The organism is Flavobacteriales bacterium, assembly GCA_016715895.1.
In the GTDB taxonomy this organism is placed as follows: domain Bacteria; phylum Bacteroidota; class Bacteroidia; order Flavobacteriales_F; family PHOS-HE28; genus PHOS-HE28.
On the sequence record JADJXH010000004.1, the window covers coordinates 2,131,914 to 2,158,368 of the forward strand.

Here is a 26,455-nt window from a genome sequence, read left to right on the forward strand (position 1 = left end):
GGCCTGAGCAAAACTACCCGGAGGCCTTGCGGCGCGAGGAGGTGGAGGCGGGTCCGTTGCGAACAGCGCCATGTTGAGAAGGGGCGCGGCCGCTAGAAGTTCGGCTTCAGCATGTACTTGCTGTAGAAGGCATCGATCGCATCCACGGCCTCCTGGGCCGTGTCCACCAGCGTGATCAGGTCGAGGTCGGTGGGGTTGATGTAGGCGTGGCGGTCGCCCATGGTGTGCTTCACCCAATCGAGCAGACCTTTCCAATAGGAGCGCCCGACCAGGATGATGGGGAAGCGGCCGATCTTCTGGGTCTGGATCAGGGTGAGGGCCTCGAAGAGCTCGTCCAGGGTGCCGAAGCCACCGGGCAGCACGATGAAACCCTGGGAGTACTTCGTGAACATGACCTTGCGCACGAAGAAGTAGTCGAAATGCAGGCTCTTCTCCTTGTCGATGTACGGGTTGGGGGCCTGCTCGAAGGGCAGCTCGATGTTGAGCCCCACGCTGGTGCCACCGCCGCGCTGGGCGCCCTTGTTGGCCGCCTCCATGATGCCTGGTCCGCCGCCGGTGATCACGCCGTAGCCGTAGCCGGTGAGCAGGAAGGCGATCTCCTCGGCGAGCAGGTATTCGGCGCGCTCGGGTGCGGTGCGGGCGCTGCCGAAGATGCTCACGCAGGGCCTGATGCGCTGCATGGCCTCGAAGCCCTCGACGAACTCGCTCATGATCTTGAAGATGGCCCAGCTGTCGTTGGCCTTCACCTCGCTCCAGCCCTTCCGCTTGAAGGCCTTGCGGATGCGGCGTTCGCTTTCGTCCTGTGCGTGCTGTACCGGCGCGGCCGGCTTGGGTGTGCGTTTCATCGCAGTTCGTTGCTGAGGTATCGGGCGGTATGGCCGCGACCCATGCGTACGACCTCCTCGGGTGTTCCGCGGGCCACGATGCGTCCGCCGCCATCGCCGCCCTCGGGGCCCATGTCGATCACATGGTCGGCCACCTTGATGATGTCCATGTTGTGTTCCACGACGAGCACCGTGTTCCCCTGGTCGACCAGCCGGTCGAGCACGGCGATCAGCTGCCGTACGTCCTCGAAGTGGAGGCCGGTGGTGGGCTCGTCGAGGATGTAGAGCGTGCTGCCGGTGCCGCGTCGCCCGAGCTCGCTGGCGAGCTTGATGCGTTGCGCCTCGCCACCGCTGAGGGTGGTGCTGCTCTGTCCGAGGGTCACGTATCCAAGGCCCACATCGATGAGGGTGCGCAGCTTCACGGCCAGTTGGGGAAGGTCGGCGAAGTGCTCCAGGGCCTCCTCCACGCTCATGTCCAGCACGTCCGCGATGCTTCGGCCCTTGAAGCGCACTTCGAGCGTTTCGCGGTCGTATCGCTTGCCGCGGCAGGTCTCGCAGGGCACGTCCACATCGGGCAGAAAGTTCATGGCGATGGTGCGCACGCCGGCGCCCTTGCAGGTCTCGCAGCGCCCGCCGGCGGTGTTGAATGAGAAGCGTCCGGCCTTGTAGCCGCGCACTTTGGCGCCCGGCAGTTGGGCGTACAGTTGGCGGATGGCGTCGAACAGCCCGGTGTAGGTGGCGGGATTGCTGCGGGGGGTGCGTCCGATCGGGCTCTGGTCCACCTCGATCACCTTGTCCAGGTGCGCCAGCCCGTCCACCTTGCGGTGGGGCAATGGCCGTGTATCGGCGCGGTGGAAGTGGCGGGCCAGGATCGGGTAGAGCGTGTCGCCGATGAGGGTGCTTTTCCCGCTGCCGCTCACACCGGTGACGCAGATGAACATGCCGAGGGGCAGCACGAGGTCCACATCCTTGAGGTTGTGGCCGGTGGCGCCGAGCACCGAGAGCCGTTGACCGTTGCCGGTGCGGCGCTGGCGCGGCACGGGGATGTTGAGCTCGTCGCGCAGATAGCGGCCCGTGAGGCTGTCCGCATTGCGCACCTCCGCGGGCGTCCCCTGGGCCACGATGCGGCCGCCGTGCTCGCCAGCCCCCGGACCAATGTCGATCAGGTGGTCCGCCTGCACCATCATCTCCTTGTCGTGCTCCACCACGATGACGCTGTTGCCGCCATCGCGCAGGTGGCGAAGGCTGGCGATGAGCCGGTGGTCGTCGCGCTGGTGCAGGCCGATGCTGGGCTCGTCAAGGATGTAGAGGACCCCGGTGAGCTGGCTGCCGATCTGGGTGGCCAGCCTGATGCGCTGGGCCTCGCCACCGCTCAGGGTGCGGGCGCTGCGGTCCAGTGTGAGATACTCGAGGCCCACGTCGATGAGGAAGCGGGTGCGGGCGGTGATCTCCTTCACCACATCGCGTGCGATCAAGGCCTGCCGTCCCTCGAGGCGGTCCAGAAGCCCTTCGGTATGGGCATGCAGCCGGTCCAGCGGCATCGAGGCGAGCTCGTGGATGTTGAGCCCGTCGAGCCGGAAGTGCAGCGCGGTGCGCTTCAGGCGAGTGCCCTTGCATTCGGGGCAGGCCACCATATGCGTGAACTGCTCGGCCCATTTCTGCGCCTGCGTGCCGCCTTCCTTGGCCTGCTCAAGGATGAAGGGGATGATGCCCTCGAACTGCACGGTGCGGTCGCTCAGTCCCACCTGGCTGCTCACACGGAGGGGCTCGTCCAGGCCGTTGAGCAGTGCGGCCACCACCGGGTCGCCCATCTCCTCCACGGGTGTGTCCAGATCGTGACCGAAGCCGGCCAGCACGGCCTCCACCTGACGGAAGATCCAGGAGTTCTTGAAGCTGCCCAGGGGCAGCACGGCCCCGCGGCGGATGCTCTTGCTGCGGTCCGGGATGATCTTGCCGATGGCCACATCGGTCACCTGGCCCAGCCCGCTGCACCGTGGACACGCGCCGTAGGGACTGTTGAAGCTGAACAGGTTCGGCTCAGGCTCCTCGTAGGCGATGCCGCTCGTGGGGCACATGAGGTGGCGGCTCAGGTAGCGGGGCTGCGTGCCGTCCGGCGGCAGGGCCATCAGGTTGCCCTTGCCGAGCTTCAGCGCCAGGTCGCAGGCATCGGCCAGCCGTTTGCGGCCGGGGCCGGACCGGCCTTCGGCAGGCACCTTCAACCGGTCGATCACCACCTCGATGTCGTGCACCTTGTAGCGGTCCAGGCGGGGGCGGGTGGTGAGGTCGATCACCTTGCCGTCCACGCGGGCCCGGAGGAAGCCCTGCCGCAGGAACTGCTCGAAGAGCTCCTTGTAGTGCCCTTTGCGGCCGCGTACGACAGGGGCGAGCACGAGCAGTTCACCGCCGGCGTGCTCCTCCATCAGCAGGTCCACGATGCGGGCATCGGTGTAGCGCACCATGCGTTCCCCCGTGACGTAGGAGTAGGCGTCCGCGGCCCGGGCGTAGAGCAGGCGCAACAGGTCGTAGATCTCCGTCACCGTGCCCACGGTGCTGCGCGGGTTGCGGCTGATGGTCTTCTGTTCGATGGCGATCACCGGGCTGAGCCCGGTGATGAGGTCCACATCGGGGCGCTTGATGCCGCCGAGGAACTGCCGCGCATAGGCGTTGAAGGTCTCGATGTAGCGGCGCTGCCCTTCGGCGTGCAGGGTGTCGAAGGCGAGGCTGCTTTTGCCGCTTCCGCTGAGGCCTGTGATCACCACGAGCTGGTCGCGGGGGATCACCACGTCGATGTTCTTCAGGTTGTGCACACGGGCGCCCAGCACCTCGATGGCGGCATCGCCGGTCGGTGGTGCGGTGGCGCTGGCGGTGTCCGCAGCTTCACTCGTCCTGGGCACCTTCCGCGGCATCGAAATCGGCGGCAGGCAGCAGCAGCTCGTAGCGCCGGCCCGCGGGGTTGGACAGGCGGGTCTCCCGCAGCCAGGGGTTCAACAGCTTGAGCACCTTGTAGGAGGTGCCCTGCTCGGCCGCGAAGGCGGCCAGGTCGCTCACGGTCCCGTCCACCACGTGGGTGCGGACCTTGTAAGGCGCGTAAAGGTCCTTGGCGCGGATATGGAACCCATAGCGGCCCGGGTCGGCCATGATCTCCTTCATCGCGAGGGCCCGGAACACATATCGGGAGGTCTCCTCGGGCAGGAGCAGGTCGTAGTAGTCCCTGGCGTTCTGCCGGCCGATCTGCTTGTCGAGCCCTCCGATGCCCAGGTTGTACGAGGCCATGGCCATGGCCCAGGAACCGTAGCGCGCGTAGGCCTCCTTCAGGTACCGGGCCGCGGCCCGTGTGCTCTTCACCACATTGTAGCGCTCATCCACCTCGCTGCTCACCTCCAGGCCGTAGCGCGGGGCGGTGTCCTTCATGAACTGCCAGAAGCCTGCCGCGCCCATGGGGCTCACCGCGTTGGTGAAGCCGCTCTCGATGAGGGAGATGTACTTGAGGTCCTCCGGCACGCCCTCCTCGCGAAGCACCTGTTCGATGAGGGGGAACCACCGCGCGGCCCGCTTGTGCGCGAGGATGGAGTTGCTCTGCCAGTAGGTGTTCACCAGCAGTTCACGGTCCAGCCGTTCCCTCACATCGAGCTTCTCCAGCGGAACACGCTCGCCACACAGCTCCACGGTGTTCGGCAGGGTGAGGGAGAAGATCTTGTAGCTGGCGTTGAAGTGGCGCTGGTGGTCCAGGTCGTTGTGCTCCTCGATCACCGCGTAGGTGAACAGGTTGGCGACCAGCACACCGGCCAGCAGGAGGGTGCCCGCCCCGGCGATGCGCAGGGCGTGGATGAGCGGGGTGCGTGGTTCAGGGGCCATGGCCGGATCGGGCTGGACGAGGGCGTCGCGTGGGCAGGTAGAGCAGCAGGAAGACGACGACGGCGTACAGAACGAAGATCGCCGTGTGAAGGTTCCCCCAGGCGCCCACGAAGCGCAGTGCCGCAAAGTTAAGGAACACGCTGAGGGCCCCCAGCGCGCCGAAGGTGAGGGCCACCTGGCCGTCGCTCAGGCCCAGGTAGCTCAGGTGATGGGTGGTGTGGTCGCGGCCGCCGACGAAGGGGCTTCGTCCTTTTCCGATCCGGTTGATGGTCACGGTGGTGGTGTCCACGATGGGCAGCAGGAACACCACGAGGGTCATGACCGCCTGGCGCCAGTGCTCATCCGCGCCGCTCACCGGGGAGGGGGCGTTCCAGAAACAGCGGATCCCGACGAAGGCGAGGTACACGCCCAGGAACTGGCTGCCGGTATCGCCCATGAACATCCTGCTGGGGTTCCAGTTGTAGAACAGAAAGCCGGCCAGCGCTGCGATGGTGCCCACCAGCAGCACCATGTGCACGCCCTCCACGGGGCCCAGCATCAGGTGCACCACCAGGCCGTTGAGCAGGATGAAGATGGAGACCACCGTGGTGATGGCGTCCATGTTGTCCAGCATGTTGATGGAGTTCATGATGCCGACGACCCATACGACGGTGAGCAGCATGTCGGCCCAGGCTGTTCCGAAGAAGTGGATGCTGTTGCCCGAGGCGACGAGCAGTGCGCCGCAGCCCACCTGGGCGAGGAACTTCAGGACGGGGCGTGTGTTGTAGGCATCATCGGCCAGGCCGAGGAGGAAGCCGAGCGAGGTGGCCGCGATGAGGCCCAGCAGGCCGGGCTGCCAGAGCGGTGCCAGGGCCGGGAAGAACACGCCGTTCACCGAGAACGCGCCGAGGAAGACGATGAAGAAGGCGATGCCCCCGAAGGCGGGCTTGTGGGTGGCGCTCCAGCGCACCAGGTCCGTGTTGTGCTCACGCGAGCCCAGCGTGCGGGCGAAGCGCATGAAGAGCGAGTTGATCAGCAGCGAGAAGAGGACCGCGGCGAAGAAGAGGCCGGAGTAGATGAGGAAGAGCTGTGCCGGGGTGTACATGGCCGGGGCTAGGCAAGCGTGGCCAGCAGGTCCTTCAGGGGAAGGCCCGCCTGGTCCTTGGCGTTCACGATCGGTGCGGTCACGCCCCACTCGATCCCCAGGGCGGGATCGTTCCAGAGCAGCGTGCGTTCGGCCGCCGGGTCCCAATAGCGCGAGCATTTGTACTGGAACAGGGTGTTGTCCTCCAGCACCGCTAGACCGTGGGCGAACCCTTCGGGGATGAACAGCATCACCGGCGCGCTGTCGTCGAGCCGGATGCTGAAGTGCCGGCCAAGGGTCGGGCTGTCGGCGCGCAGGTCCACGCACACGTCGAGCACGGCGCCGCGTGCCACGCGCACCAGCTTGGCCTGGGCCGACGGGCCCGCCTGCAGGTGCAGTCCGCGCACCACGTTCCTGCGCGATACGGATTCATTGTCCTGCACGAAGCGCAGGTCCAGGCCGGTGGTGGCGGCGAAGGTCCGCTCGTTGAAGCTCTCCAGGAAGTGACCCCGGTCGTCGCGGTGCACGGCGGGCCGCAGGACCAGAAGACCGTGAAGAGGGGTGGTCTCGATCCGCATCAGCCCCTGCCGGTGAGTTTGTCCAGGAACCCTGTACGCCGCCCCCCCTTGCCACCCTTGCGGTCCCCACGGTCCTCGTAGTAGCCGTACCCGGTGCCGTAGCCATGCCCGTAGCCATAGCCGTAGCCGTAGCCGTAACCGTAGTTGTAGCCGTATTTGTTGCGGTCGATGTCCACGCCGTTGAGGATGGTGGTGATGCGGGTGATCCGGTTCTCGTTGATCAGGCGGTCCACGTTGTGGATGAAGGCCTTCTTGCTGTAGTCCGAGCGGAAGATGTAGATGGGATAGTCGGCGCGCTGGATCATGGCGATGCCGTCGGTGACGAGGCCCACGGGCGGATTGTCGATGAGGATCACATCATAGCTCTTCTTGAGCTCCTCGATGATGAGGCTCATGCGTTCGCTGATCACCAGTTCGGACGGGTTCGGCGGGATGGGGCCGGCGGTGATGAAGTAGAGGTTCTGAAGGGCGCTCTGCTGGATGCAGTTCTCCAGGGTGTCCTTGTTGATGAGCAGGGTGCTCATGCCGCGCACGTTGTCCACGCCGAAACCCAGGTGGATCTTGGGTTTCCGCATGTCGAGGTCCAGCACGATGACGCGCTTTCCACTGAACGCGATGATGCCGGCCAGGTTGATCGCCACGAAGGTCTTCCCCTCGCCGCTGATGGTGCTGGTGATGGCGATGAGCTTGGGCCCCGGGCTGTTGTCCACGAACTGCATGTTCGTGCGCACGGTGCGGAAGCTCTCGGCGATCAGGCTCTTGGGGTTCTTGTCGACGAGCAGCTGGCTGATGGGGATCTCCTTCTTGTACTTGGGGATCATGCCCAGGATGCCGATGGACGCGCTGGAGGTCTTGGCGATGTCGTTCAGGGAGGTGATGTTGTCGTGGAGCACATAGCGCACCAGCACGATGAGGAAGCTGATCACCATGCCGGTGAGCAGGTAGGAGAAGATGACCAGGTTCCGGTTGGGCGCCATCGGCACCGCAGGGATCACCGGTCGCTCCAGGACCTTGTTGTCCGGCACGAAACCGGCACGGCTGATCCGGTACTCGATGTCCTTCTCCAGCAGCAGGGTGTAGTACTTCTCGTTGATCTGGAACAGGCGGTCGATGCGGGCGAACTCGAGCTCCTTCTCGGGAAGGGTGAGGAAGCGCGCCTCGTGCTGCAGGATGATGTCCTGGTACTCCTTCACCTTGTCGGTGAGCCGTGCGCGCAGGCTGCGGATGCTGTTCACCACGAGGCCCTTCTGCACCTGGATGCGATGCTCCACATCGCGCACGGCCTGGTTGCTGGGCGTGGCCTCCAGAAAGAGCTCCTCGCGTTCCAGGAGGAGCTTCTGCAGCGATTCGATCATGGTCGTGAGCGAACGCTCGTACGTGGTGCCGACCAGGAGGGGCATCAGGTTGTACACATCGATGTCGCCCAGGGCCTTGTCGGTGGACTGTTCGATGGCGGCCAGAAGGTCCATCTCCACCTGCACCTCCACGATCCGGTCCTCGTATTCCCTCACACGGTTCAGATAGATCGGCGTCAGTTCGCTCATGTCGGACACCTTGTTCTCCATCTTGAAGGCCTGCATGCGGTACTCGGATTCGCGGAGCTTGTCGAACACGGTGTCCTTCTGCGATTCGATGAACCGGAGGATGCTCTCGGCGCTCTCGCGCATCCGTTCCACGTCGTAGCCGATGTAGGTCTCGGCCATGGCCTCGGCGAGGTCGCGCGCCAGCACGGGGTTGTTGTCGCGGCAGTCGATGGCCACCGTGCGGGCGTCGTTGTCCAGGATGCGGGCGTCGATCTGCTTGGAGTACTGGGCCACCAGGCTTGCCGGGCTGTTGATCCGGAAATAGGTGGACCCATCGGCCTCCATGCGCTCCTTCATCGCCACATCGTCGAGCCACACGCTGCAGCGGAAGTGCGGGGTGGTGACGCGCTCGCTGAGGTCGAAGGTGAGGGTGAGCGGCTGGCCAGCCACGGCATAGGTGAAGGTCGCCTTGCCTTCGGTGTCCAGGTCGATGAAGATGGGCAGGTCGCGCACCCGGGGGTCGAGCACCTCGACGTCCTCGATGCGGAAGAAGGTGCCGGTGTAGAGCTCGTTGGTGAGGATCTGGCCCTTGTAGAAATAACTGACCTCCAGGGGAAGCTTCCGCAGCACCTTGTCGATGAAGAACTTGGACCGGAGCAGCTCCACGTCGGCCAGCAGGTTCTTGTCCTCCACGAACTGGTTCATCTCCAGCACCAGCTGGGCATTGTTGCTCTCGCGGATCTGGAGGATCGCGCCGCTCTTGAAGGTGGGGGCGGTGTAGCGGAGGTAGAGGTAGGCCGCGGCGCCCGACAGGATGATGCAGAGCAGGATCCAGATCGAGGATCGCTTGATGATGTACAGGAACAGCCCGAGGTCGAACTCGTTGCTGAAGTTCGTGATCCGCTCCCGATAGCTGTCGAGGGTGATGTTCCGCTGGCTGACGTCCTCGTTCAGCATGCCGCCGCTATTGGAAGCCCCGGATGATCCCGATCACCAGCACCACGCTGGTGAGCAGGGTGATGATGGGGGTGATGTCGGCGAGCACCTCGCGCACAAGCTCCGGGTTCGGCTCCACGTACACCACATCATCGGAGAACATCACCATGTCGGCGTACTTCAGGCCTTCGATGTCGGTCAGGTCGAACTGGAAGACCTGCCTGCTGCCGGCGCCATCGCGACGGAACACCTTCACCTTGTGGGCGTTGCCGCGTTTGGCCACCCCTCGGGCGCTGGCCAGCACCTCCAGCAGGGTGGTGTTCGCGTTCTCCAGGGGCACCACCACCGCATCTCCGCCGCCGCCGGGGAAGACCACCACGCGCCGGTTGGTCACGCTCAACTGCACGAAGGGCCGGTTGTAGAACTCCATGTAGCGCTCCTCGAGCCAGGTCTCCGCTTCGCGCAGCGTTTTCCCGGCCAGGATCACGCGACCGAGGAGGGGCAGCTTCACCTTGCCATCGGGCTCCACCAGGTAGTTGAACTGCAGGCGCTGCAGGTTCCGCGCATTGTCCGCCCCCGTGCCTATCGACACCATGTCGATCATCTTGAAGCCGTCGTTGGCGAACAGACGGAACTGCAGGTAGTCGTTGGGCTGGATCTTGAAGGCCAGGTCCACCGTGTCGGGAACGGAATCGAACTGATAGCCGAGGGGTGTCCTGAACATGATGTCCCGGTTGATGGTGCAACCGCCGCCCATCACCACCACCATCGCCACCACCGCCAAGGGCGCAAGACGTGCCGTTCGCATCCCGCAAAAGTAGCGTTCTCGCCCCACGGTCAGTTCAACAGGGCATCGTAGAGACGGGCCGTATCCTCGACGAGCCGCGTGTAGTGGTACCGCTGTCGGACGAAGTCCCATCCCTGCTCGCCCATGCGGCCGCGCAGGACATCGTCCTCCACGACGCGCAGGATGGCCTCGGTCATCGTCGCCAGGTCGCCGGAGGGGCTGAGCAGGGCCGACCGGTCGGGCAGGACGACGTTCTCCACGCCACCCACGCGGGTGGTCACCACGGGTCGGTCGGAGGCCTGCGCCTCGATGAGGCTCACCGGGGTGCCCTCGTTGAGCGACGTGAGGACCACCAGGTCGACGCCGGCGTACACGATGTCCACCTCCTTGATCCAGGAGGTGAAGGTGACGGTGGCCGAAGGCACCATCGCCCCCTGTCCGGCGCCGTACCCGAAGCCGTGGCCGTTGAAGATGGGACCCACGGCATGGCTCAGACCGAGCTCACGGACCCGGGCTTCCAAGCGGTCGCGCTCCTCGCCATCGCCCACGATGAAGGCGCGGACGCGTTTGTGGGTGCGCCGGGCCACGGCGGCCATGGCCTCCAGGAAGAGGTCGTGGTTCTTGATGGGCACGAGCCGGCCCACGATGGCGATGGCGATCTCGTCGTCGGCCACGCCGTACACGCTGCGGAAGAAGGCCCGTTTGCGCGCGCGGTCCTCCCTGAACCGGCTCAGGTCGAAGCCCAGGGGAATGACGCTCACCTTGTCGTCGGGGCAGATGCGGTGCTCGTCCACCAGTTCATGCTTCTGCTTCTCGCTGATGGCGATGATCCGGCTGGAACGGCGGGCGAGGAAGCGCTCGATGTTCTTGTAGAGCGCGGTGCGCACCGGGCCGAAGTAGCTGTGGAAGACATGGCCATGGAAGGTGTGCACGATGGCCTTCACCCCCAGGTCCGCTGCGGCCATGCGGCCCACGGCGCCGGCCTTGGCGGCATGGGTGTGCACGATGTCGGGCTTGAACTCGCGGATGAGCTGTTTGATCCGCCGGTAGGCCCCCCGGTCGCGCCACGGGGCCACCTCGCGTTGGAGCTCCGGCAGCACCATGGCCTCCACCCCCAGGGAGCGGAGGATGTGATGGCTGCCTTCCTCGGTGGCCTCCTGGCTGCCTCCCACGAGCAGGGTCTCATAATCCCCCGGCAGGTAGCGCGTGAGATAGGCGGCGTTGTGCGTGGGGCCCCCGAGGTTGAAGCGGTTGATGATCCGGAGGATGCGGGGCATGGGCCGTCGTCAAAGGTAACCGGGGGCGCGGTCAGGGATCAGGCCATGTGCCGACGCCACCACGTGAGATAGACGATGAGGGCATGCACGGTTGCCTGAGAACTTCCGGGCGAAGGGCCGTGGAACCGGTCGAGCACCCGCTCCACCGCGCCGGGTTCCAGGCCTGCGGAGCGCAGCAGCTCCGCATCCCGGCAGGCCTCCACGCGCTCCGACAGCGGGCCTTTCAACAGGGGGGTGAGCGGCACTTCGAATCCGCGCTTGGCCCTGGCCAGTGTGCCCCGCGGCAGCAGATCGCCGAAGGCCTCCCGGAGCAGGTGCTTGCCGGAGCCCTTGCGGAATTTGGCGCCGGCCGGCAGGGCAAAGGCCAGTTCCACCACCCGCCGGTCCAGGAACGGGGTGCGCACCTCGAGGGCGTGGGCCATGCTGGTGATGTCCACCTTGCGCAGCATGTCGTCCGGCAGCACCGTGTGAAGGTCGGCCCACAACAGGCCGTTGAGGTCGCGGTGCGTGGCCAGGGGGGCTGTGATGGCCGCCCGGCGGAGCGCGAAGGCGGCCTCGTCCGCTACCGGGTGGAGCAGCGCCGCGGCGTCGAGCTCCTCATCCCATGCGGCCAGCAGCAGGTACCGCTCATCCGCGCTCAACGCCGCGCTCCGGGCGAAGCGGTCGAGCTGGCGCACCTTGTCGGCGATCGGGTGGTTGCGCGAGCGGGGCAGGACCTTCCACAAGGGCGCTCCCAGCAGGGCCAGGCGCTCCATGGCTCCGGGCGTGCGCACCCGCAGTTCGGCCTGGTGCTTCCGGTAGCCGCCGAACACCTCGTCCGCACCATCGCCGCTCAGCGCCACGGTCACCTGCTGCCGGGTGCGGGCGTTCAGCACGTAGCTGGGCAGGGCGCTCTGGTCCGCGAAGGGCTCGTCCAGCGCGGCCAGAAGACCGTCATAGCTGGCGGCCAGGTCGTCGTGCCCCAGCGTGAAGGTGGTGTGGTCGGTGCCCAGGTGGCGCGCCACGGCCTCGGCGTACGGGGTCTCGTCGTAGTAGGCTTCCGTGTACCCGATGCTGAAGGTGCGCAGGTCGGGTTTGTGCTGTTTGGCCAGCGCGCTCACGATGCTGCTGTCCAGCCCGCCGCTGAGGAAGGTGCCCACGGGCACATCGCTCACCAACCGGATCCGCACGGCATCATCCAGGAGCTCGCGCAACCGCCGCGCAGGGTCTCCGGGCACGGGGGTGCCCGCCGCGGCGGACTCCGCATTGTACCAACGCTCCACGCGGACGCCTTGCGCATCCGCTGTCAGGGCATGGCCCGGCCGCAGCTTGTGCACGCCCTCCAGGATGGTGTGCGGCGCGGGGATGTAGTAATGGGTGAAGTAGGTGCGCAGCGACACCCGGTCCAGGCGTCGCGGAGCACCCAGGGCGAGGACGGCGCCCAATTCGCTCCCGAACAGGAGCGTATCGCCATGATGGCACCAGAGCAGGGGCTTCACGCCGAAACGGTCGCGGGCCAGGAAGAGCGAGCCCTCCTGCGCATCATGGATGGCCAGGGCGAAGAAGCCGTTGAGGTCGTGCAGGAAGGCCGGACCCTTCAGGACGAACAGGCGTAGGGCCACCTCGGTGTCGGTGCGGCTCTTGAAGCGATGGCCCTGGGCCTTCAGCGAGGCGCGGAGCTCGTTGAAGTTGAACACCTCGCCGTTGAAGACGATGGTGTACCGGCCGCCTGTGTCCGTGAAGGGCTGGTGCCCTGCGGCCGAGGTGTCGATGATGCTGAGCCGGCGATGACCGAGCATGGCGCGACCGGCGCGATGCACCCCCTCATCATCCGGGCCGCGGTGCGCGATGCACGCCAGGGCGGCCCGGATGCGGTCATCGGCCGGGGCCGCCCCGTGGCCGAGGTGGTAGGTACCGGCGATGCCGCACATGGCGCAAAGGTGCGTGGCGGAATGGAAAAGGCCGGGGCATCCCCGGCCTTTTTCAGTGCTGTGCGCTCGGCTACAGGTGGATCACCTCGCCGTAGGCCGCGGCGGCCGCCTCCATGATGGCCTCGCTCATCGTGGGGTGCGGGTGCACCGTCCTGATGATCTCGTGGCCGGTGGTCTCCAGCTTGCGGATGCTCACGCACTCGGCGATCATCTCGGTGACGTTGGCGCCGATCATGTGCGCGCCCAGCAGCTCGCCGTACTTGGCGTCGAAGATGAGCTTCACGAAGCCGTCCTTGTGGCCGCCGGCGCTGGCCTTGCCGCTGGCGGTGAAGGGGAACTTGCCCACCTTGATGGCCAGGCCCTTGTCCTTGCACTGCTTCTCGGTCATGCCCACGCTGGCCACCTCGGGGCTGCAGTAGGTGCAGCCGGGGATGTTGCCGTAGTCGAGCGCTTCGGGATGGTGCCCGGCGATCTTCTCCACGCAGATGATGCCCTCCGCGCTGGCCACGTGCGCCAGGGCCTGGCCGGGGGTCACGTCGCCGATGGCGTAGTAGCCGGGGATGTTGGTCTGGTAGTATTCGTTCACCGTGATGCGGCCCTTGTCGGTGGCGATGCCCACCTCTTCCAGCCCGATGCCCTCGATGTTGGGGGCGATGCCCACGGCGCTGAGCACGATGTCGCACTCCACCTTCTGCTCGCCCTTCGGGGTCTTGATGGTCACCACGCAGCCCTTGCCCTTGGTGTCCACGGCGGTGACCTCACTGCCGGTGAGCACCTCCATGCCCTGCTTCTTGAAGCTCTTCTCCAGCTGCTTGCTCACCTCCTCATCCTCCACGGGCACCACGTTGGGCATGAACTCCACCAGGGTCACCTTGGTGCCGATGGCGTTGTAGAAGTAGGCGAATTCGCTGCCGATGGCGCCGCTGCCCACCACCACCATGCTCTTGGGCTGCTCGGCGAGCACCATGGCCTCGCGGTAGCCGATGATCTTCTTGCCGTCCTGCGGCAGGTTGGGCAGCACGCGGCTGCGGGCGCCGGTGGCGATGAGGATGTGCTTGGCCTCGAGCACCTGCTTCTTCCCGTCGGCGCCGGTGACCTCGAGCTTCTTCCCGGGCAGGAGCCTGCCGGTGCCCATGATGACGTCGATCTTGTTCTTCTTCATCAGGAACTGCACGCCGTTGCTCATGCCTTTCGCAACGTCCCTGCTCCGCGCGACGATGGCCTTCATGTCGGGCGAGCCGGCCCCGACGGTGATGCCGTAGTCCTTGGCGTGGTTGATGTACTCGAACACCTGGGCGCTCTTCAGCAGGGCCTTGGTGGGGATGCAGCCCCAGTTGAGGCAGATGCCGCCGAGGGCCTCGCGTTCCACCACGGCGGTCTTGAGGCCCAGCTGGCTGGCACGGATGGCGGCCACGTAGCCACCGGGGCCACTGCCGAGCACGATCACATCATAGCTCATGAGGAGAAAGGGTAGCGGGTTGAGGGCGCGAAGGTAGCAGGCCGGGGGAGTTGCGGGCCCGCGCAGGTGCACCGCCCCCCGGCTGTCGCATGGTCGCGCGGAGCGGGCCTCCTGCACGCGCGCCTGATCACCGATCGATGGGCGGCGGAGGACCGTGACGGGCGGTGTCGACGATGTTCGCGGTGCGCCTATTTCTATGACATGTGCAAGCGAGGTTGATAAGGTCTGCCTGAGTGGATCACGGCCCAGAGGTGGTGGATGATCTTGCCGGCCACGTTGTTGAGCACGACGATGGGTCGTTTGCCTTGAGCGATCTTGCGGTGATAGTAGTCCTGTAGGTCCCCGGGCACACGGACGGCGGCCAAGGCGGCCAGTTTCAAGAGGCTTTTGAGCCTGTGGTTGGCGAAGGAGGACGTGGCGGTCTTTCCACGCACACTGGACCCAGAGGTGCGTTCGAAGGGTGCAACACCGGCATAACAGACCAGTTGCCTGGGTGAGTCGAAGCGGGTGAAGCCTTCGGTGTGGGCGATCAGGCTCGCTGGCCAGCACCGGACCGATGCCCGATACGGTCTGTGCCAGCTTGTTCCTGCCCTGCAAGGCGCTGTCCTTGCGGAGGAACACCGCGATGGCCCGGTCCAGCTTGGTGATCGACAGCTCCAGGGCCTTGAGCTGTCGCTGGAGCTCGGCTTTCACCAGGTCCTTGGTGTTCCCGGTGAGGTAGAGCACGTTGTCCTTCAACTGCGCGGTGTTCTTGCCCCGCTCCTTCACCAAGCGCTCGCGAAGTGCCAACAGCGCCTTGAGCTCGGCGAACTCCACGTGGCTCTGGCCGACCAAACGGGCCTTGTCCCTGAACCGGTGCGCGTATTGTGCGATGCGCCGTGCATCCACTTTGTCGCTCTTGCCCCGCTGCATGCCGATGCTCAAGCGGATATCCGTGGCGTGGGCCAGCCAAGTGGGGTGGCCCAGGTCCAGCAGGGTCTTCACCACCCCATGGCTGTAGTGCCCGGTAGGCTCCAGACACACCAGGGCGGTGGTGTCGCAGTGCCCCTGCCTGGCCCACTTGCGCAGTAGCGACCGCAGTCCAACACAGCTGTTCTTCACCCGCTCCTCCTGCACCAGCTTGCCTTGTTCGTCCTGCAAGACCACATCCAAGGTCGCCTTGCTTACATCGATACCGATCGTTCTCATGGTACTTTTGGTTCGTTCCACCTCTGAAGGGGCTGAGCAGGTGTCCGTTGCTTCAGAACTCTAACAGGCCGCGAGCCTCAATTTCTATCCGAGCCGTGGACACCGGGGTACGAGAGGTCCCAATAGGCGCACAGGACCAGATCCTGAACCTTGGCCCGGTTCACCTCCCGTACCGCTCGGCTTCCTTCAGTTGGTTCATCCGCTAAGTTCAGCGTGCAAGCCTAGAGTACCTTGGCCCGACACCAAAGACACCTTGACCATGAGCGACATCCACACGGGCGCTGCGGCGCCGGCACGCCCCACCTTGCTCACCGTGATCTGCATCCTGAGCTTCCTGGCCGGTGCTTGGGGCTTGGTCAGCGGAGTACGGAACGCGTTCACGGATGCCCCCCAGGCCGCAGTGGCTGAGATGCAGGGCGAGATGGAGAAGGCCATGGCCGAGATGGGGGATCAGCAGGTGCCCATGGTCGAGGAGATGATGGAATCGGCCATGTCCATGGCCGAGAAAGCGGCGGAGCACGCCAAGCCCCTGGGCTATGGTGAGATCGCCTTCTCCCTGCTCAGCCTTTTCGGCGTCTGGAACATGTGGAACTTGAAGCGGTCAGGGTTCTGGATCTACCTGGTGGCCTCCATCGGCGGTGTTGTGATGCCGCTGGTCTATCTGGGCGGGGGGATCGCGACCATCCTCGGACTGGGCTTTGGCGGGCTCATCACCGCGGTGTTCATCGTGCTATATGCGGTCAACTTGAAGCACATGCATTAGCCTCGGCGTGGCGGAACGGTGAGGCCGAAGCCGGCCCTACATTCGCCTCCATGGCCTCCACCTTCCTGCCGGACGATTCCGGTTCCACCCAGCGCCCGGACCTGCTCACGGGCCTCGGCATCCTGAGCTTCATCAACTGTGGGCTCTTCCTGCTCATCTACGGGCTTGGACTGCTCTTCACCCTCGGCCTGCGCGCGGTGCCCGAGGACGAGTTCATGGCGCAGATGAACGAGCAGATGGCCGGCATGAGCGACATGATGGGCGAGGAAGGCGCCGCGGCCTTCGAGGAGCTCGTGCCCTTGTTCTACCATGGCGGCGCCTTGTTGATGGGTCTGCTCCTGCTGCGCACCATCGCGCGCTTCATCGGGGTGATCAACATGTGGCGCGGCCGACGGCAGGGCTTCACCCTGTACGCCGCGGCCCAGGTGGTGGGCATCTTCATCCCGCACGTGGTGCTTCCCTGGAAGTACCTCGGTCTGTTCGGGCCCTTCCTGGCCCTGGCGTTCGTGGCCCTGTACGGCAGCCAGTTGAAGCGCTTCAGCTGAAGGGGCGTGAGGGGCGCGGCACCGTTCCTGGTCCTTCTTGGATCGACGCTCACCGGTTGCTTCTCCGTGCGCAGCACCGACCGCTTCAGCTACGCCAAGGTCGATGCGGCCACCTTCGCCCAGGCGCTGGCGGACAGCACGGACCATGTGCTGATCGATGTGCGCACACCCGGCGAGCATGCCAGGGGGCATCTGCCGGGCGCCATCAACCGCAGCTACCTGTCGTTGCGCTACGGCCGGCTGGTCCGCGACCTGGACCGGTCGACGCTCGTGCTGCTCTATTGCCACACCTGTCACCGCAGCCCGCTCGCGGCCCGGCGGATGAAACGCATGGGCTTCCGCCGCGTCGTTGACCTGCAGGGTGGCTTCCGCCAGTGGCCGGGCCCCACCACCACCGCGCCGTGATGCGCACCACACCGTTCGCCATCGGGATCGGGCTGGTCCTTGGACCATCGGCGATGGGCCAACCGGTGCGGTCCACCCCGACCACACCGTTCACCCTGGGTGTGGTGGAGTCCATCCACAGCACCGTCCTCGGCGAGGACCGCGTGCTCAACTTCGCGCTGCCGCAGGGCTACCACCCCGACAGCGCCGCGCAGTACCCGGTGATCTACGTGCTCGATGGCGGCGCTGATGAGGACTTCATCCACCTCGCCGGTGCCGCGCAATTCGCGTCGTTCCCGTGGGTCGAATGGCTGAGGCCGAGCATCGTGGTGGGCATCGCCAACGTGGACCGACGCCGCGACCTCACGTGTCCGACCACCATCGCCAAGGACAAGGACGACTTTCCCACGGCGGGCGGCAGCGCGGCCTTCATGGATTTCATCGCCAGGGAGGTGATCCCCTTAGTGGAGGCCAACTACCGTACCTCCCCGGAGCGCACCCTCATCGGCCAAAGTCTCGGCGGGCTCTTCGCCACCGAAGTCCTGTTGCGCCGCCCATGGCTCTTTCAGCACTACATCATCGTGAGCCCCAGCCTGTGGTGGGACCACGGTTCGGTGCTCCGGATCCCGGCGGATGCGTTGAGCGCGCCCGACATCGGGGTGGCCTCGGTGTACATCGCGGTGGGCAGGGAGGGCAGGGAGATGGAAGCGCCCGCACAGCAACTGGCCGGGATGGCGCGCAAGGCGCACGTGCCGAACGTGACCTACGAGCGCATCGCGGACCTGGACCACGCCACCCTCCTGCACGAGGCGGTGCTGAACGCGTGGCGGTGGAGAATGGAGGCGCGCAGGGTTCAATCCCGGTAGGCCACGCCGCTGATCTCCACGTTCACGCCGCGCGGAAGGCCCTTCACGGCCACGGCCTCGCGGGCGGGCGGTGTGTCGGTGAAGTAGGTGCCGTACACCTCGTTCACGGCGGTGTAGTGGGCCATGTCGCTCAGGAAGATGGTCACCTTCACCAGGTGATCGTAGCCGAGGCCTGCGGCGCGCAGCAGGTTGCCCACGTTCTCCATCACCTTGCGGGTCTCCGTGGCGATGTCGGCGGTGTGCAGGTTCCCTTGCTCGTCCAAGGCGATCTGCCCGCTGAGGTAGAGCGTGGGTCCGGCCTGGATGGCGGGCGTGTAGGGGGCAAGGGGCTTGGCGGCGTTGGGCGGGTGGATGGCGGACTTCATGGAATGCGTAGCGCGTTGGGAGTGTGCGTTTCGTGTTGGAAAAGGGTTGCGCGTTGCGTGTTGGGGCTTACGCGTGGACCTTCGCCAAAGGTGCTCCTGCCCCGTTGAACACGCAACACGCAACGCGCAACACACAACACGCCAGCACGCAGCTGACCGAGGTTGCCCGCCCAACGCACTACCGCCGGAGGGGTAACTTCGCGGCCCCCGCCTGTGCCCAAGGATTCGGCGGCTGAACCATGTCCGACACACGCCCCCTCATCCTGGTCACCAACGACGACGGCATCTTCGCGCCGGGCATCCGCGCCCTGGTGGAGGAGGTCCGCGCGTTCGGTCGGGTGATGGTGGTGGCGCCGGACAAGCCGCAGAGCGCCATGGGGCATGCGATCACCATCCACAGCTTCCTGCGGCTGAACAAGGTGGCCTACCTGGACGACCTGGACGCCTGGAGCTGCAGCGGCACTCCGGTGGACTGTGTGAAGCTGGCGATCTACAAGCTGCTGGAGGGACGCAAGCCCGACCTGCTGGTCAGCGGCATCAACCATGGGGCGAACATCAGCATCAACGTGCTGTACAGTGGCACGATGAGCGCGGCGGTGGAGGGTGCGATGGAAGGCATCCCGAGCATCGGGTTCAGCCTGATGGACCACAGCATGGAGGCCGATTTCGGGCCGGTGCGGCCGGTGGTGCGCAGCGTGGTGGGCAATGTCCTGCGCCATGGCATGGCGACGGGGGCCTGCCTCAACGTCAACGTGCCACGCACCCGCGGCGAGGCGCTCAAGGGCATGCGCGTGTGCCGGCAGGCGCGGGCCAATTGGGAGGATGAGTTCGAGACGCGGCTCGACCCCGGGAAGCGGGAGTACTACTGGCTGAAGGGTGAGTTCAAGAGCGAGGACCATGGGCACGACACGGACGTGTGGGCCGTGAGCAACGGATACGTGAGCATCGTCCCCACGCAGTTCGACATGACCGCCCACCACGCGATCGCGGAGCTGAACACCTGGGACCATGGCCTGGAGTGACCGTACGGTCGGACTGGTGAGCGGTCTGCTGGCACCGGCCGTCGGCTTCCTGGCCTATGGCCTCATCTATGTCAACGTGATCCGTCCGCACAACGACCTGGGCTGGTTCGTGCACGACCTGTTCCTGGGCACGCGGCGGTATCAGGCCCCGGTGCTGAGCCTGTCCCTGCTGGCGGACGTGCCGCTGTTCTTCTGGTTCGACCGGACGGGGCGGGTGGAGGCCATGCGTGGCGTGCTGATGGCCCTCTTCATCCACGGTGCCGTGATCGTCGCCCTTTGGATATGAAGCGGCGGGTCTATCTCATCGCCGGCGAGGCCAGCGGCGACCTGCATGCGGCGAACCTGGTGAAGGCCCTTCGCCGGGAGCATCCGGACGTGGACCTTCGTGGCTGGGGCGGCGATCGCATGGCCGCGGCCGGGGTGGAGGTGGTGAAGCACATCCGCGACCTGGCCTTCATGGGCTTCGCCGAGGTGCTGCTGAACCTGGGCACCATCCTGGGCAACATCGCGGCGTGCAAGGCGGACATCGCGGCCTGGCGGCCTGACGCCATCGTGCTGGTGGACTATCCGGGCTTCAACCTGCGCATCGCCACCTACGCCCGGTCGCTCGGCATCCCGGTCTTCTATTACATCAGCCCGCAGGTGTGGGCCTGGAAGGCCGGTCGGGTGAAGCGGATCCGCCGCGACGTCACCGAGCTGTGCGTCATCCTGCCCTTCGAGGAGCAGTGGTATGCCGAGCGTGGCATGGCGGTCACCTTCGTCGGGCATCCGCTATTGGACGCCATCGCCGAGGAGACCGGCCACGCGCCGGCGCCGTTGCCCGGTGCGGATGGGCGGCCGGTGATCGCGCTCCTCCCAGGCAGCCGTCGGCAGGAGGTGGAGCGCATGCTGCCGGTGATGCTGGAGGCCTCGGCCGGTTTCACCGACCATCAATGCGTGGTGGCCGCGGCTCCGGCGTTGGACGATGCGGTGTACGCACCCCTCCTCCGGGGCCGCTCGGCGCTCGTGGTCCGCGATCGCACCTATGGCCTGCTGCGCCAGGCCAGGGCGGCGCTCGTCACCAGCGGCACGGCCACGCTGGAGACCGCGCTCTTCGGGGTGCCCGAGGTGGTGTGTTACGGTGGCAGTGCGGTCAACGTATGGCTCGCCCGGCGCCTGGTGGACGTCCGGTTCATCTCCCTGGTGAACCTCATCATGGGCCGGGAGGTGGTGCGGGAGATGATCCAGCAGGACCTGACGCCCCGGGCCCTGCGGGCGGAACTGGACCGGCTGTTGCACGATGTGCCCTACAGGAGCGCGATGGAGGCCGACCTCGCCCAGCTGCGCGAGCGCTTGGGCGGCCCCGGGGCGAGCGCGAAAGCGGCGTCGCGGCTGTGGAAAATTCTGGAGCCGCGCTCCTGATGGCCCTCGTGGCCCCCGGTACTTTCGCCTCCATGCGCCTTCTTCTCACTGCCTGGGCCCTGGCTGCGGCCGGCTGGGCGGCAGCCCAGTTCCAGGAGGTGCAGGTGGCCGTGCTGCATGGGAAGGGCGTCACCAGCGCCACGTTGATGGGCATCCGCGGCGCCATGGCCGTGCTTGCCGATGGCCGGCAGGTGGGTGAGCTCGCGCCCAATGATGGACTGCGCGTGGCCTTGGAGGATGGGCGCCTGGTGGGCCGCTCCCTCAGCGCGACCTGGACCGCCCGCGACCGCATCACCCTGCGCGCGCCCTCCGGTGGCGGGGTGCGGCTGCGGGCCGTGGTGCCCAAGGTCCCCGAGCGCGTCTACAGCGGGTCCATCGACATCCGCCGTTCCGGCGCCGAGCTGCGCTTCGTGAACGAGGTGAAGCTGGAGGACTACGTGGCCGGTGTGGTCGAGAGCGAGGCGGGTGCACAGCAGGCGCCCGAGTACTACAAGCTGCAGGCCGTGGGCTGCAGGACCTACGCCCTGGCGAACGCGCGCAAACACGCGCCGGAGGGCTTCGAGCTCTGCGACCAAGTGCACTGCCAGGTGTACAAGGGAAGGGCCACGCATGCGCCCATCACGGAGGCCGCACTCGCCACGCGGGGCATGGTGGTGGTGGACGCCGACATCAGGCTGATCCATGCCACCTTCCACAGCAACTGCGGGGGTGAGACGCTCAACGCGGAGGACATCTGGAGCAGGTCCGAACCGTATCTGCAGGCCACCACGGACAGCTTCTGCATCGCACAACCCCATGCCACGTGGACCACGACCATCCCCAAGGCGGACTGGCTCAGCTACATGGAACGCAAGCATGGGCTTCGGATCGCCGACGAGGCCGTGCGGGCGGAGCTGCTCGCGCACGAGCCCCAGTGCAGGGGGCTCTACCTCAACACCACCAAGCCCCTGGTTCCCCTGAAGCAAGTGCGCGAGGACTGGAAGTTGCGCAGCACCTACTTCACCGTCCGTACCACCGGCGACCAGGTGGTGCTGGACGGCCGCGGCTTCGGCCACGGGGTCGGGCTCTGCCAGGAGGGTGCGATGGAAATGGCCCGGCGGGGCATCCCCTTCCTGGACATCCTTCATCACTACTACCGCGATGTGCACCTGGTCGACCTCAGCAGCCTGGAGTTCTTCCGGGACGAAGGGGAGTAAGGCCGGGCGGTCGTTGGTCGAAGGAAGTTGACCGCATTCGATGAACGACCTAGTTTTGTCGATGAACACCAATTCCAACCGCATGGAGAAGTTACTTACGCTTCTTGTACCCGCTTTTCTCCTCGCCACCCCGGCGGGCGCCCAGGTGTCCATCGGCCTCAGCGAGATGCCGGCCGCCGGCGACGAACTGCGGTTGACCCAGGCCAACCTGAACCTGTTCATCAACTACGCGCAGACCGGACCCGGATTCACCTGGAACTACGCGAACCTGCAGGCGGTGGACGAGGACACCACCTCCTACCAGACGGTGTCCTCCACCAACATCGTGTACGCCTTGGTGTATGCGGACATCTTCTTCAATCCGAACCGGGCCAACCACGCCACGGCCGGGGTGGACATCCCGTTCTACCAGCTGCTGCCCATCGCCGATCCCTACACCTTCCTGTATCGCAGCAACACGGAGTACCGGAAAGTGGGCTTCGGCGCGGAGCTCGCAGGCATCCCCGTGCCCATCACCTTCAGCCAGCAGGATGTGATCTACGAACTGCCGCTGAACTACGGCGATGCGAGCGTCTCCAACTCGGCGTGGAACGTGAGCCTGCCGACCCTGGCCTACTATGGCTATCAACAGACCCGCAGCAACGAGGTGGACGGCTGGGGCACGATCACCACACCGGCCGGCAGCTTCGATGCCTTGCGCGTGAAGACCACCCTGGCCGGTCGCGATACCATCAACGTCGATACCCTCGGCATAGGTTTCGCCATCGAGCGTCCGTTGATCCGCGAGTACAAGTGGCTCACGCCGGGCCTGCGCGTTCCGGTGCTGCAGGTGAACACCACCGAGATCTTCGGCCTCGAGGTCGTTTCCGCCATCTACTTCTATGACGAGCCGCGCAGCATCACCGTGGAGCAGCCGCTGGCCGCGAGCATCTGCCCGGGCGCTTCCCTGGACATCACGTACAGCGAGACCGGCGTGTTCAACACCGGAGGGCTCTTCGTGGATCCCAACGACTTCATCGTGCAGTTGAGCGATGCCAACGGTGACTTCACCAATCCGGTTGACATCGGGCAGGTGACGGCCGCCACGGCAGGGACCATTGCCGTGACGATCCCGGCGAACACCCCACCGGGCACGGGCTATCGCATCCGCATCGTGTCCACCAGCCCGGCGTATACGGGTGCGGACAATGGCTTCGACATCACGATCGACAACACCCCCCCTGTGGCGGTCGTCACGGCGAACGGTCCCACCACCTTCTGCGCCGGTGGCAGCGTGACGCTGGACGGCACCTCCGGAGGTGGGCTGCTCTACCAGTGGCAGCTGGATGGATCGGACATCCCCGGCGCCACGTCGCCGACCCTGGTGGCCGATGCGACCGGTTCCTACACGGTGATCGTGTCCAACGCCTGCGGGGTGGACGATTCGGACCCGCTGCCGGTGACCGTTGAAGCGCTGCCGCTGGCCCCGTCGGTGGTGGCGAACGGTCCCACGAGCTTCTGCGACGGCGGTTCGGTGACCCTGGTGGCCGACCTGATGATGGGCGTCACCTACACCTGGAGCGTCGATGGGGTGGTGATCCCCAATGCGGACACGGAACAGTTCGAGGCGACCGCTACCGGCAGCTATACCGTCTCCGTAACGAGCCTGCAGGGCTGCAGCAGCAATTCGGCGGACACCGTCGTGGTGGCTGTGAGCCCGGCGCCCGTGGCCCCTGCCATCCTGGCATCGGACACCACGGTGTTCTGCGATGGTGGCTCGGTGATCCTGGTGGCCGACCTGATCCCGGGCGTCACCTACACATGGAGCGTGGATGGGACGGTGGTCCCCAATGCGGACACCGAGCAGCTTGTGGTCGCCACCGCCGGCAGCTACACGGTGACGGTGACGGATGGGCTGGGATGCGGCAGTGCATCGGCCGACACCATCGCGGTCACAGTGAACGCGACGCCTGCCGAGCCCGTGATCACCCAGGTGGTGGACACGCTCTTCGCCTCGGGCAGTGGTGTCTTCCAATGGTCGGTGGATGGTCAGCCGATCGCGGGTGCGACCGATGCCTGGTACGTGCCCACCGCGAGCGGGGCCTACACCGTGACCATCACCGACGGCAACGGGTGCACCAGCACGTCGCAGCCCTACGCGTACATCTTCACCGCCGTGGCGATCATGCGGAATGCCGAACTGCGTGCCTGGCCCAACCCCACCGAGGGAACGCTTTGGTTGGACGGCGCGGCCGGTGAGCGGTATAGCGTGATGGACGCCAGCGGACGCGTGATGGTCCAGGGTCTGGCCACCGGACGACCGGCGGCGATCGAGCTTGGCGGCCTGGCCCCGGGGATGTATGAACTGCGCCTCGAACGGGGTGCGGCGCTCCGGATCGTGCGTCAATAGGACGTGGCCTTGAACGGCGGGTACGCCCCCGGCCGAGAGGTCGGGGGCGTGCTGCTTCCAGCGTGTTGCACGATCGTTGGTTGACGATCGACCGTCGGGTGGCGCGATCCCGGCACACGGTTTTCTTTCCTTGGTGCGTTCCACCATCACGCATGAAGTCCATCCGCCTGCTCGTTGCCAGGGTGCTGGTCCTTCTTCCCGGCGTCGGCGTCTCACAGCCGGTCGACTTCGACCTTGCCCTGGCCCGGGACCTGAGCGCCTTGTGCGCCACACACACCTTCCGCGATCTCTATGGTTCGGACGCGGCCATCATGCCCGAGGGCTACACACTGATCCATACGTCCACCCCCCGTGGCATGGACAACCTGTTCCAGGTGTTCAGGAAGGGCGCGATGGGCGTCATCGAGGTGCGCGGCTCCACGGCCGACCCCTTGAGCTGGATGGAGAACATCCACGCCGCGATGCTTCCGGCGAGAGGCACGGTGGAGATCGACGGACGCCCGTTCGAGTACCACTTCGCGGACGACACGGCGGCCGCCGTCCATGCCGGATACACCCTGGGCGTGGCCTTCATCGCCGACGAGGTGGTGGAGCAGCTCCGTTCGCTGGACCGGCAGGGGGTGCACGACATCGTGATCACCGGCCACAGCCAGGGGGGCGCTCTCGCGCATCTGCTGCGCGCGCATCTGGAGCATCTGCCCACCGGCCGGGTCCCCGCACGACTGCGGTTCAGGACGTACGCGTTCGCGAACCCCATGGTGGGCAACGCCGCCTTCGCGAAAGGGTACGGCGAAGCGTTCTGCAGCACGGGCACCAGCTTCAGCATCATCAATCCGGAGGATCCGGTGCCCGGAATGCCGCTGGCGTACCACGACCATCGCATCTTTTCATCCGGCACACTGAACGGCATGGTCTCGGGCCAGGACGGGTACGATGTGCGCAGCGTGGCGCGCAGTGCGCTCTTCCGGATGTTCCGCGGCACCCTTACCGATCTGGCGCAGTACACCTCGACGTCGGTGGAGAAGCGGATCGCAAAGCCGGTGGGCGAGGTGCGCCTGCCTCCCTACCGTGAAGAGATGAACTATGCTCCGATGCCCGAACGGGTGCTGTTGGAACCCTTTCCGTACCCGTTGATCCTGCGCGACAGCACGATCCTGGAGAACGACTCCATCATGCGGGCCAACCCGCGCGACGGGGACGGGGTGTTCCACAACAAGGCGCTCTATCGCAAGGCCCCGGGATTCTTCCAGCACAAGCCGTACAACTACTTCGTGGCCATCCTGCGCCGGTGGTTCCCCGATCGGTATGCGGCACTTCGTGTGAAGGTGCTGCCTGAGAACCTTTAGTCGGCCCTGCCGGTGCGGATCACGCGGTACCGGAGCATCACCGCCGAACGCACTGTCCGTTCACCGGAGGTGCGGGCGTCGCGCATCGAGGCGGGAGCGCTCCATTCCAGGTCCTTCTCCGAGGGCGAGGGCGCCAGCCCGTCCAGGTCGAACGCCAGCCAGGTGTGGTCCTCCACGCCCAGGCTCAGGATGCGGCGTGCCGAGCGTGAGTTGAGGTCGGCCACGAAGACCGCTGCCAGATGACCATCCTCCTCGGTGAATCGATCGCGGTCGATCCGCGCGTAGTGATTGTCCTTGTCGCCCGCATAGAGGCTCATGCGCAGCTGATCCGGCTCGCGCGTGCGGGGCCCCACGAGGGCGGGCGGCAGGCGCACTTCCACCTCCAACGCAAGCGCTTCGCCGTGCAGCAGGGGAGGGCGGGGAACGGAAAGCAGCCCGAGCCCGGCAAAGGTGAACAAGGCCCCCTGGGCGAGGACCAGCCCCAGTCCGGCCGCCTTCCAAAAGCCCGACCAGGCCACGACGCCGGCCAGGTTGGTCCCGAGCAGGCCGGCCAGAAAGCCGCCCACGAAACCTGCCGGGATGAAGATGAACGCGATGGCATAGCCGCGCTTGCCCTCGAAGTCGCTCACCCCCATCCGCTTCGTCACGTGATCGGCCACGGGTGCGGTGACCACGGCGGTAAGGATGCCGTTCAGCAGGGCCACAAGGAGAGCGACCTTCCAGGACATGTGTTCGGGGTGCGTGAAGATGCACCATCTTCGGCGAACGAACGCCATGC

General features: G+C 66.0%; 22 protein-coding genes. 10 read left to right on the forward strand and 12 right to left on the reverse strand.

Annotated features, from left to right (window positions below; all coding sequences use genetic code 11):
- Nucleotides 1–92: 92 nt before the first annotated feature.
- The 10 genes from IPM49_17610 to lpdA all read right to left on the reverse strand — a co-directional run bounded on the left by IPM49_17610 (nt 93) and on the right by lpdA (nt 15,400).
- Nucleotides 93–845 carry a TIGR00730 family Rossman fold protein gene (locus tag IPM49_17610; protein MBK9276338.1) on the reverse strand — a complete coding sequence of 251 codons (753 nt, stop codon included), beginning with the start codon at nt 843–845 and terminating at the stop codon, nt 93–95.
- Nucleotides 842–3,730, reverse strand: coding sequence for an excinuclease ABC subunit UvrA (uvrA, locus tag IPM49_17615; GenBank protein ID MBK9276339.1), 2,889 nt, complete (start codon nt 3,728–3,730; stop codon nt 842–844). Before uvrA ends, IPM49_17610 begins: the two co-directional genes overlap by 4 nt.
- Nucleotides 3,702–4,679 carry a lytic transglycosylase domain-containing protein gene (locus tag IPM49_17620; GenBank protein ID MBK9276340.1) on the reverse strand — a complete coding sequence of 326 codons (978 nt, stop codon included), beginning with the start codon at nt 4,677–4,679 and terminating at the stop codon, nt 3,702–3,704. The genes uvrA and IPM49_17620 overlap by 29 nt, the downstream gene beginning before the upstream one ends.
- Nucleotides 4,669–5,763, reverse strand: coding sequence for an undecaprenyl/decaprenyl-phosphate alpha-N-acetylglucosaminyl 1-phosphate transferase (locus IPM49_17625; GenBank protein MBK9276341.1), 1,095 nt, complete (start codon nt 5,761–5,763; stop codon nt 4,669–4,671). The genes IPM49_17620 and IPM49_17625 overlap by 11 nt, the downstream gene beginning before the upstream one ends.
- 8 nt (nt 5,764–5,771) lie before the next feature.
- Entirely contained in the window at nt 5,772–6,320 is a 549-nt protein-coding gene (rfbC, locus tag IPM49_17630; protein ID MBK9276342.1) for a dTDP-4-dehydrorhamnose 3,5-epimerase, read from the reverse strand.
- Nucleotides 6,320–8,800 carry a polysaccharide biosynthesis tyrosine autokinase gene (locus tag IPM49_17635; GenBank protein ID MBK9276343.1) on the reverse strand — a complete coding sequence of 827 codons (2,481 nt, stop codon included), beginning with the start codon at nt 8,798–8,800 and terminating at the stop codon, nt 6,320–6,322. The genes rfbC and IPM49_17635 overlap by 1 nt, the downstream gene beginning before the upstream one ends.
- Before the next feature lie 7 nt (nt 8,801–8,807).
- A complete protein-coding gene (locus IPM49_17640) occupies nt 8,808–9,587 on the reverse strand; it encodes a polysaccharide biosynthesis/export family protein (GenBank protein MBK9276344.1) in 780 nt (259 codons plus the stop codon).
- Nucleotides 9,588–9,616: 29 nt separating this feature from the next.
- Nucleotides 9,617–10,843, reverse strand: coding sequence for a glycosyltransferase (locus IPM49_17645; protein MBK9276345.1), 1,227 nt, complete (start codon nt 10,841–10,843; stop codon nt 9,617–9,619).
- A gap of 38 nt (nt 10,844–10,881) precedes the next feature.
- Nucleotides 10,882–12,753 (reverse strand): asparagine synthase (glutamine-hydrolyzing), encoded by a 1,872-nt coding sequence (gene asnB / locus IPM49_17650; protein MBK9276346.1) that lies wholly within the window; start codon nt 12,751–12,753, stop codon nt 10,882–10,884.
- A gap of 70 nt (nt 12,754–12,823) precedes the next feature.
- Nucleotides 12,824–15,400 (reverse strand): dihydrolipoyl dehydrogenase, encoded by a 2,577-nt coding sequence (lpdA, locus tag IPM49_17655; GenBank protein MBK9276347.1) that lies wholly within the window; start codon nt 15,398–15,400, stop codon nt 12,824–12,826.
- A 259-nt stretch (nt 15,401–15,659) separates the two neighbouring features.
- On the opposite strand from lpdA, the gene IPM49_17660 reads away from it, so the two are divergent.
- From IPM49_17660 to IPM49_17675, 4 genes are all read left to right on the forward strand, one after another.
- Nucleotides 15,660–16,163 carry a hypothetical protein gene (locus IPM49_17660; GenBank protein MBK9276348.1) on the forward strand — a complete coding sequence of 168 codons (504 nt, stop codon included), beginning with the start codon at nt 15,660–15,662 and terminating at the stop codon, nt 16,161–16,163.
- Between the two features lie 50 nt (nt 16,164–16,213).
- Nucleotides 16,214–16,708 carry a hypothetical protein gene (locus IPM49_17665; protein MBK9276349.1) on the forward strand — a complete coding sequence of 165 codons (495 nt, stop codon included), beginning with the start codon at nt 16,214–16,216 and terminating at the stop codon, nt 16,706–16,708.
- 66 nt (nt 16,709–16,774) lie between these two features.
- Nucleotides 16,775–17,113, forward strand: coding sequence for a rhodanese-like domain-containing protein (locus tag IPM49_17670; GenBank protein ID MBK9276350.1), 339 nt, complete (start codon nt 16,775–16,777; stop codon nt 17,111–17,113).
- Nucleotides 17,114–17,166: 53 nt separating this feature from the next.
- A complete protein-coding gene (locus IPM49_17675) occupies nt 17,167–17,958 on the forward strand; it encodes an alpha/beta hydrolase (protein MBK9276351.1) in 792 nt (263 codons plus the stop codon).
- Here the strand turns inward: IPM49_17675 and IPM49_17680 are convergent.
- Nucleotides 17,946–18,323, reverse strand: coding sequence for a RidA family protein (locus IPM49_17680; protein MBK9276352.1), 378 nt, complete (start codon nt 18,321–18,323; stop codon nt 17,946–17,948). The genes IPM49_17675 and IPM49_17680 overlap by 13 nt on opposite strands.
- Before the next feature lie 239 nt (nt 18,324–18,562).
- On the opposite strand from IPM49_17680, the gene surE reads away from it, so the two are divergent.
- From surE to IPM49_17710, 6 genes are all read left to right on the forward strand, one after another.
- Nucleotides 18,563–19,345 (forward strand): 5'/3'-nucleotidase SurE, encoded by a 783-nt coding sequence (surE, locus tag IPM49_17685; GenBank protein MBK9276353.1) that lies wholly within the window; start codon nt 18,563–18,565, stop codon nt 19,343–19,345.
- Nucleotides 19,332–19,631, forward strand: coding sequence for a hypothetical protein (locus tag IPM49_17690; GenBank protein ID MBK9276354.1), 300 nt, complete (start codon nt 19,332–19,334; stop codon nt 19,629–19,631). The genes surE and IPM49_17690 overlap by 14 nt, the downstream gene beginning before the upstream one ends.
- A complete protein-coding gene (gene lpxB, locus IPM49_17695) occupies nt 19,628–20,746 on the forward strand; it encodes a lipid-A-disaccharide synthase (GenBank protein ID MBK9276355.1) in 1,119 nt (372 codons plus the stop codon). Before IPM49_17690 ends, lpxB begins: the two co-directional genes overlap by 4 nt.
- Nucleotides 20,747–20,778: 32 nt before the next feature.
- On the forward strand, nt 20,779–21,942 hold the full coding sequence (locus IPM49_17700) for a SpoIID/LytB domain-containing protein (GenBank protein MBK9276356.1): 1,164 nt from the start codon (nt 20,779–20,781) through the stop codon (nt 21,940–21,942).
- A gap of 61 nt (nt 21,943–22,003) precedes the next feature.
- Nucleotides 22,004–24,331, forward strand: coding sequence for a hypothetical protein (locus IPM49_17705; protein ID MBK9276357.1), 2,328 nt, complete (start codon nt 22,004–22,006; stop codon nt 24,329–24,331).
- A gap of 152 nt (nt 24,332–24,483) precedes the next feature.
- On the forward strand, nt 24,484–25,677 hold the full coding sequence (locus tag IPM49_17710) for a hypothetical protein (GenBank protein MBK9276358.1): 1,194 nt from the start codon (nt 24,484–24,486) through the stop codon (nt 25,675–25,677).
- On the opposite strand, the gene IPM49_17715 is transcribed toward IPM49_17710, so the two are convergent.
- Complete coding sequence (locus tag IPM49_17715) at nt 25,674–26,405, reverse strand: hypothetical protein (GenBank protein MBK9276359.1); 732 nt, start codon at nt 26,403–26,405, stop codon at nt 25,674–25,676. The genes IPM49_17710 and IPM49_17715 overlap by 4 nt on opposite strands.
- Nucleotides 26,406–26,455 lie beyond the last annotated feature (50 nt).